We start from the raw sequence: 7,110 nt of genomic DNA, 5'->3' as shown, positions 1-7,110 counted from the left end.
GCTTCAAAACGCCGATAGTAGTTGGAGGAACGCCTCCTGCGAGGGTAGGAAGTTGCCGTGCTTGTTATGCGGAAGTAGTTCAGTGGTAGAACATCACCTTGCCATGGTGGGGGTCGCGGGTTCGAATCCCGTCTTCCGCTTGATAACTTTCGATTCGATGAAATAAGAGACCGTGATTGAAGTCACGGTCTCTTATTGTTTTTCTGAATAAAATCAGAAATTTTTGATTACTCTGAATTAGTCAACAAACTTGTTTCTTAACTTTTTCTTGATTTGATAGAAAGTACAATAGATCTTTTCAACTTTAACATTCAATTCAGTTGCAATTTCATTTGTATTTTTGTGGGTAGTTAAATGTAAATACAAAACGCTTTTTTCGAAAGCTGAGAGTTGAATAAGAGTATCAATAAAATCAATTTTACTTAAGAAAGTTGCTTCGATACCACTAAAATAAGATGTGGTCTGATCACAAATTTCATTTGCAGTTTCTTCAAGATATTGTTCATACGATGTTGCGATTGAGTCAACCATTCTTTTTTGACTTTTTTCATGACGGAGAAGGCTGCAAAAATGGCGCTCAAGATTTAATTTATAAAAAGCTCCGAATGAAATTTTATAATCCAAATTATACCTTTGGATAGATTTGTGACATACGATTAAAGCTTCTTGTTGCAAATCATCCGTATCATATAAATGGAGGTAATATCGTTTACAGACACTTCGAACAAGTGGAAGATACTGGTTATAAATTTGTGAAAGTTCACATTTACCATTAGCAATATCGGTATCAGAGTAATCTTTACAAACTTTATCATAGTTTACGGTTATCACCGCCTATCTGCTATGATGGTGTTATTATAAACGGAAAAGACTTTGAATTTTAAAAATGCACACAAAAAAGTGAAAATGCACATAAAAGTGTTAATGGTTTATTTTTTGAAGTCAATATGACAAATATTAATTATTTGTTAATTATATAAATTATTTTCATAAAACCTTGAAATTTAGTATTTATTTTAGTAAAGTACCCTTGTGATTAGCAATCAATATATAAAAAATAAGGAGTGAATAATAAAATGGCAAATCACAAAAATCTTAAAAAGGTAATCGCCGTCTCAAGTATGGCAGCCGTAACAACAATGGGTGCAGGGGCAATGGTAAACGCTGATAACGTTCACCAACCAGTATCATCACAAAAATCAAGCATTTCAACAAAGGTTTCATCAGAATCACAATCTGTTAAATCAAGTAAGAAGGTTGTTTTGAAGTCATCACAATCATCAAAGACTTCTTCAACTTCATCAGTTAAATCATCAAAAAAGTCAGTTTCTTCATCAAGTGCTAAAGCTAAAGCAGCTAAGGTATCTACTTCATCAATGAAGCGTGTTCAACCGATGAACTTGGCAGCTGTTCAACAAGGTGCAATGGTGAATGATGTTAAGTCGACGACTGATACATTGATGAATGACTATAATAAATGGTCAAATTCAAGTGACAGTGATTTATCATATGACGCTAGTGATGCAAAGACGGCTTATGATAGCATTATGCAAATTGCCCAACAATATGACGAGGGTGATTATGCAAATAAGAGTGATTATGACTATATTGTCAAGGATGTTGCTAACAGTTTGAAGAATGCCAAATCTGATTATGATATGAGTAAAACTCTTTCAGGCGTTTCTAACTTGCAAGCAAAGCAACAAATTTACAAAGATGTATATGAAGCATGGAATAACTTATATAACTTGTTGACAAATGGTGAATCAACTCAAGCATCATCACAATCATCAAGTCAGGTTTCATCAAGCAGAGCATCGTCACAATCTTCAGCTTCAAACTCAGTTTCATCACAAAGCTCAAAGAAGAATGATGCTCAATCATCAAGTCAAAATCACGGAAATGGTACTCCAAATGTAACACCTGCCCAATCAGATGATATTGTAAATGCACTTCAACCAAAAGTTGATAAAATTGCAGATGATATCAATAAAAATGAAAATTCAAATGATCCGGCAGTAATTGATGCCCTTTCAGGTGCTGCTAAGGCCGCTGATGAAATTACAAATACAGTTAACGATTACATTTATGGCAAGGCAACCCCTGCTGATACAATGAATGCAATTAAGAGCTTTGAAAATAAGATTGCTGATTTACAAAAACAAATTGCCAATGAAAAGAACCCAACAGTAAAGGATATTTTACAAGATGAATTAGACGCTTATCAAGCAACCGTAAATAAGTTAGAAGCTTACTTAAATAATAAGAACTCAGTTCATGCTCAGACAGTTTCACATAATGGAGTTTCTGTTTCAGCTAAGAAATCAGGTTCACAAACTAACTCTTCAATGACAGCTAAAAAGGTTGCTAAGAATGAAAAAGCAATGAAAGCTAACTTAGCTAAGAAAGCTTCAATGCCACAAACCGGTGAAGCAAACAACGCTGGTATTTTAGCCGGAATCGGTGCCCTTGCAATTGCTGCAGCCGGTGCATTCTTATTCCGCAAGCGTGGATAATTAGAAATTAAGAATTACCTTTAAGTCACAGGCGGTCACGTCTGTGGCTTTTTTATATGGTTGAAGATAGTATTTGGAAGAATGTTTGTTGATATGATAAAAACCTTAAAAAATAAGAACGGCACAAAGAACCCTAAATAGGGTTCCCTGAAATTTGATCAATCCATGCAGGCACGGGCGTACGCCTTTACAAGGATGACAAGAGTTTGGTGAATGGGATAGTGGATGAAATCACCACCTTTAAACTTTGATTGTACTTTTAGTACTTGTTTGTTATAAGCGAAAATATGTTCGAGGTAAATATTGAGTGATTGATTTTTATTAAATTAAGTATTATCCTAATATCAGATGGGATAGTGAGGCTCACACAGCGGTGTGGGCTTTTTTATTTAGACATCATGTAAGCGTTGTCTTAATTAAAATTTACTTATATAATACAAGTAAACGTTAATGGAGGAAAAGCAATGAAAAAATATAATTGGGCAATCGTTGGAACTGGTTGGGCAGCCAGTGATATGGCGGATGCATTAAATAAAGAAAATGGCGAAATTTACGCAGTGGTCAATCCGCATAAGGAACATGCTGATCAATTTGCGGAAAAGTATCAGGTAAAAAAGACGTATTATGATTATGCAGCAATGCTTGCGGATCCCAACGTGGATATTGCTTATATCGCAACCCCGCATACATTTCACTATGAACAAATCAAGCAAGCATTAAATGCTGGTAAGCATGTCTTTTGTGAAAAGGCGATCACCGTTAATGCAGCTCAATTTGATGAAGTTGAACGGCTTGCACGCTCAAAAAATCTGATTTTGACAGAAGGCTTTACGTTATATCACATGCCAATTTACCACAAAGTTAAGCAATTGATTGCGGACGGCAAACTGGGTGAGATCAAAATGGTTCAGGTCAACTTCGGCAGTTTGAAGAACGATGATCCGACGCAACGGTTCTTCAGCAAAGACCTTGCGGGCGGGGCTTTACTTGACATCGGCGGTTACGCAACGGCATTTGCACGGATGTTTCTTGATACACCGCACGTGGCGGAAACGTCGGTTAAGTTTTTTGAAACCGGGGTTGATGAAATGTCAGGGATCATTTTGAAAAATGCCAAGGAGCAAATGGGAGTAATCAACCTTTCATTCCGGGCCAAGCAGCCCAAACGCGGTGTTGTTTCTGGAACCAAGGGCTATGTTGAAATCAATAACTATCCGCGAGCAACGGAAGCAGAAATTACATACACTTATGATGCCCATACTTCTGAAACTGACAAAATCAGTGCAGGGAAAACTGATGAGGCACTGCAATATGAAGTGCGCGATATGCAACGCTACATTGAACAGGGACACGATGATGGTGAATTAGAATTCAGTCGTGATGTTGCCCATATTTTGGATGATGTGCGTTCTGATTGGGGAATGCGGTATCCGTTTGAAAAATAAAAAAGTAAGGCTGTGACATAAGTCACGGCCTCTTTGCTATCTTCATATCATCGGGTTCCAAAACAAAAGAGCTACGACGCGAAGCTAGTGAAGGACGCAAATCTCCGAATCTACGTTGCACGATTCGTTCGCTTTTCTGCTTTCACCACGCTCGTTTTTGAAGTTTTGTCATACCTTCTATTTTTGATATCATTTTAATCGATTCGATATCAAATTGACTTAAATGATATTGAATAATTAGACATGGTAGCGAATATTCGATATCATTTACTTACAAATGATATTGAATAATGGAGACTGATAATGAAAAAGTTTGATTATAAGACCTTAAATCATTTGAAACTTACAAATTCAATTGTTAATAAACTAAATAAAATATATGAGATTCGCGGGCAAACAGTAAGTTATCAAGCGGAAGCGACAGAGGTTCTTGAACGATTGACAGAAGTTGCAAAAATTCAAAGTACGGATGCTTCTAACCGAATTGAAGGAATTTATACCACCGATTCACGATTGAAAAAGATCGTTGAAAGTAAAGTTGAACCGCATAACCGCAGCGAAGCTGAAATCTCGGGATATCGGGATGTGTTGAAGCTGATTCACGAAAATTATACTTACATGCCGGTTAGTAACAACACAATTTTAGCAATGCATAAACAGTTATTTGAATATACTGGTGATTCATGGGGCGGTCAGTTTAAAGATACAAATAATCAAATTATTACAAAATATGCGGATGGCAGCGAGGAGATTCGCTTTACCCCGTCGGCTGCGTTGATTACCCCTGAACTGGTTGAACAGTTATGCGCTGCGTATGATCAAGCCGTTGAAAGGTCAGATTTTTCGCCGTTAATTTTAGCCGGAGCGTTTATTTTTGATTTTGTTTCAATTCATCCATTCAAAGATGGAAACGGGCGAATGTCGCGGCTGTTAATGCTGTTGACTCTTTATAAAACGGGATTTGATGTCGGTAAGTATATTAGTTTGGAAAAAATCATTGAGGAAACCAAACCGTCCTATTATGAAACTTTAAAGCAAAGTTCAGCAGGATGGAATGATAATCAGAATGATTACGAACCGTTTTTAGATTATTTCTTGGGAGTAATCGTAAAGGCATATTGGCTGTTTGAAGAACGTTTGGGAATTGTCGGTCATCAATCATTGTCAGCCTCGAAACTGGTAATCAAAATTTTACGCCAGGAATTACGGCCACTTTCAATGAGCGAACTTAGTGAAAAAATTCCTCAATTTAGCAAAATTACCATTCAACGAACGGTACGTAAATTACGCGATGAGCAACGAATTGAAATGATTGGTAAGGGAAAAAATACAAAATATATTTTGAAGTGATTATTGAGAATCATTTTAATTGATTCGATATCAAATCACCCTAAATGATATCGAATAATTGGATATGATAGCGAAAGGCAGAAAATGAAACAAGCAGAATTAGTAATAATTGCTGGAATCAATGGCGCGGGAAAGACGACCTTTTACCAGCAAAACCAGCAACGATTTAATCGATTTACGTATGTCAGTGCGGATGAATTTTTGCGAAAGATGCATGGTAATTGGCGCAAAAGTGATGATCAAATCAAAGCACTGTTGCAGACGGATGCAGCAATTCGAAAGCTAATTAATCAGCAAATAAATATTGTTTATGAAGTTAACCTGGGTGGCAATGCCCGCAGTTTGATTAAAATTATGGATTTAGCGCATTCAATGCAATATTCTGTAACGGTGGTTGAAATTCGAATTCGGGATGCAGCTCTTGCGGTTAAACGGATTTTACATCGCTTCAAGGCAGGCGGTTTTGGTGCGGATCCAGCATTGATCATCAAACGGTTTACAAAACTTGAGTCAGATTTTGCCGAACTTGAACAGATGGTAGATCAAGTGATCAAGTTTGATAACACCCAGTCGTTTATCAGGTGTGATTGATTTTAATTATTATTGAACTATAATTTTAATATTGGTGAAATAAAGAAGAGGAAATTGAAATGGCAACAATCAAAGATGTGGCACGCGAAGCCGGCGTGTCACCATCAACGGTTTCGCGAACTTTGCATGACAGTTCGTTAATTAGTCAAGAAACCAAAGAGAAAATTTGGCGGGCAATGAAAAAATTAAATTACTCCCCGAATTTTGCGGCGCAAAATTTAGCAAATAACACTTCAAATATTATTGGGGTAATTCTCCCGCCGAATGAGGAATCAGTTGCGAATAACCCATTTTTCGGACAAATTTTACAGGGAATTACGTCAGTCTGTAATCAGCAAGCCTACATGGTATCGGTTGCGACGGGCAAGGATAACGCTGAGCTGATCGAAAACGTTCAAATGATGATGGAGCGTGGGCGGGTTAAACGGTTTATCGTGACTTTCTCCCAACAAAGCGATGATGTTTTGGAATATTTAGATCAGAATAATGCAGAGTATGTTTTGATTGGAGAGCCGATCAAAAATATCGCTGAAACGTTGTATGTCAACAATGATAATGTGGCTGCGGGAAAGGATGCAACGGAGTACCTGCTTGGTAATGGTTATCACCATCCAGTTTATGTTTATGAAGATTTAGAAGAAATGGTGCAAAAGGATCGTTTTATCGGTTATTCGCACGCAATGGAAGCGGACGAGCGGACACCGTTAAGCTATCAAATCAAAAAAGAGCATACCAAGGAAGAACTTCAAGAATTCATTGACCAGCACCCCGAAGTTGATTCAATGGTTGCTTGTGATGACATTATGGGCGTGACCTTGCAAAACGGTTTGTTGGCCATTCATCAGAATTTAGCTGATTACGGCATAATCAGCTTTAACAATTCGCTGTTTGCCCGGGCTTCGCACCCATCATTAACCTCAGTTGAAATTTTCCCAACTTCTTTGGGAATGGAAGCGGCGGTGTTGATTTTGAATGTGGATGATCGGGATTTTTCAAAGATAAAACATGTATCAGTTCCACATAAAATTGTTGAACGGGAATCGACAAAAAGATAAATGAGTAAGAGCAGGTAAAAAGCCTGCTTTTTGTGTATTTTTATAAAATTTGAATTTTAAAATGACCGAAAAGTAGAAGCTAAATATAGGTAATTGTAATTTTTGACAGGAATTAACACAAGAAGATAGTTTCAAAAATCTATATATTAACTT

Annotated in this window: 6 protein-coding genes and 1 tRNA gene; 6 read left to right on the top strand and 1 reads right to left on the bottom strand. The window is 37.1% G+C overall.

Annotated features, from left to right (window positions below; genetic code table 11):
- Nucleotides 1-68 precede the first annotated feature (68 nt).
- A tRNA-Gly gene (locus Q3C15_RS05575) sits at nt 69-140 on the top strand.
- Nucleotides 141-237: 97 nt separating this feature from the next.
- Here the strand turns inward: Q3C15_RS05575 and Q3C15_RS05570 are convergent.
- On the bottom strand, nt 238-831 hold the full coding sequence (locus Q3C15_RS05570) for a sigma-70 family RNA polymerase sigma factor (protein ID WP_302704598.1): 594 nt from the start codon (nt 829-831) through the stop codon (nt 238-240).
- Nucleotides 832-1,076: 245 nt separating this feature from the next.
- Here Q3C15_RS05570 and Q3C15_RS05565 point away from each other — a divergent pair, with 245 nt between their 5' ends.
- From Q3C15_RS05565 to Q3C15_RS05545, 5 genes are all read left to right on the top strand, one after another.
- The gene (locus Q3C15_RS05565) at nt 1,077-2,516 is read left to right on the top strand and encodes an LPXTG cell wall anchor domain-containing protein (RefSeq protein WP_302704597.1); all 1,440 of its coding nucleotides are present in this window, start codon (nt 1,077-1,079) and stop codon (nt 2,514-2,516) included.
- 464 nt (nt 2,517-2,980) lie between these two features.
- Nucleotides 2,981-3,961 (top strand): Gfo/Idh/MocA family protein, encoded by a 981-nt coding sequence (locus tag Q3C15_RS05560; RefSeq protein ID WP_302704596.1) that lies wholly within the window; start codon nt 2,981-2,983, stop codon nt 3,959-3,961.
- 303 nt (nt 3,962-4,264) lie between these two features.
- Nucleotides 4,265-5,311, top strand: a complete 1,047-nt coding sequence (locus Q3C15_RS05555; RefSeq protein WP_302704595.1) for a Fic family protein — start codon at nt 4,265-4,267, stop codon at nt 5,309-5,311.
- A gap of 84 nt (nt 5,312-5,395) precedes the next feature.
- Complete coding sequence (locus Q3C15_RS05550) at nt 5,396-5,902, top strand: AAA family ATPase (protein ID WP_278852553.1); 507 nt, start codon at nt 5,396-5,398, stop codon at nt 5,900-5,902.
- A 59-nt stretch (nt 5,903-5,961) separates the two neighbouring features.
- Nucleotides 5,962-6,957 carry a LacI family DNA-binding transcriptional regulator gene (locus Q3C15_RS05545; RefSeq protein ID WP_302704594.1) on the top strand — a complete coding sequence of 332 codons (996 nt, stop codon included), beginning with the start codon at nt 5,962-5,964 and terminating at the stop codon, nt 6,955-6,957.
- Nucleotides 6,958-7,110 lie beyond the last annotated feature (153 nt).

This window comes from Ligilactobacillus sp. 110_WCHN (genome assembly GCF_030518115.1).
GTDB lineage: Bacteria > Bacillota > Bacilli > Lactobacillales > Lactobacillaceae > Ligilactobacillus > Ligilactobacillus aviarius_C.
The sequence above is the reverse complement of the archived record's forward strand: the minus strand, read 5'-3'. Positions and strand labels throughout refer to the sequence as shown.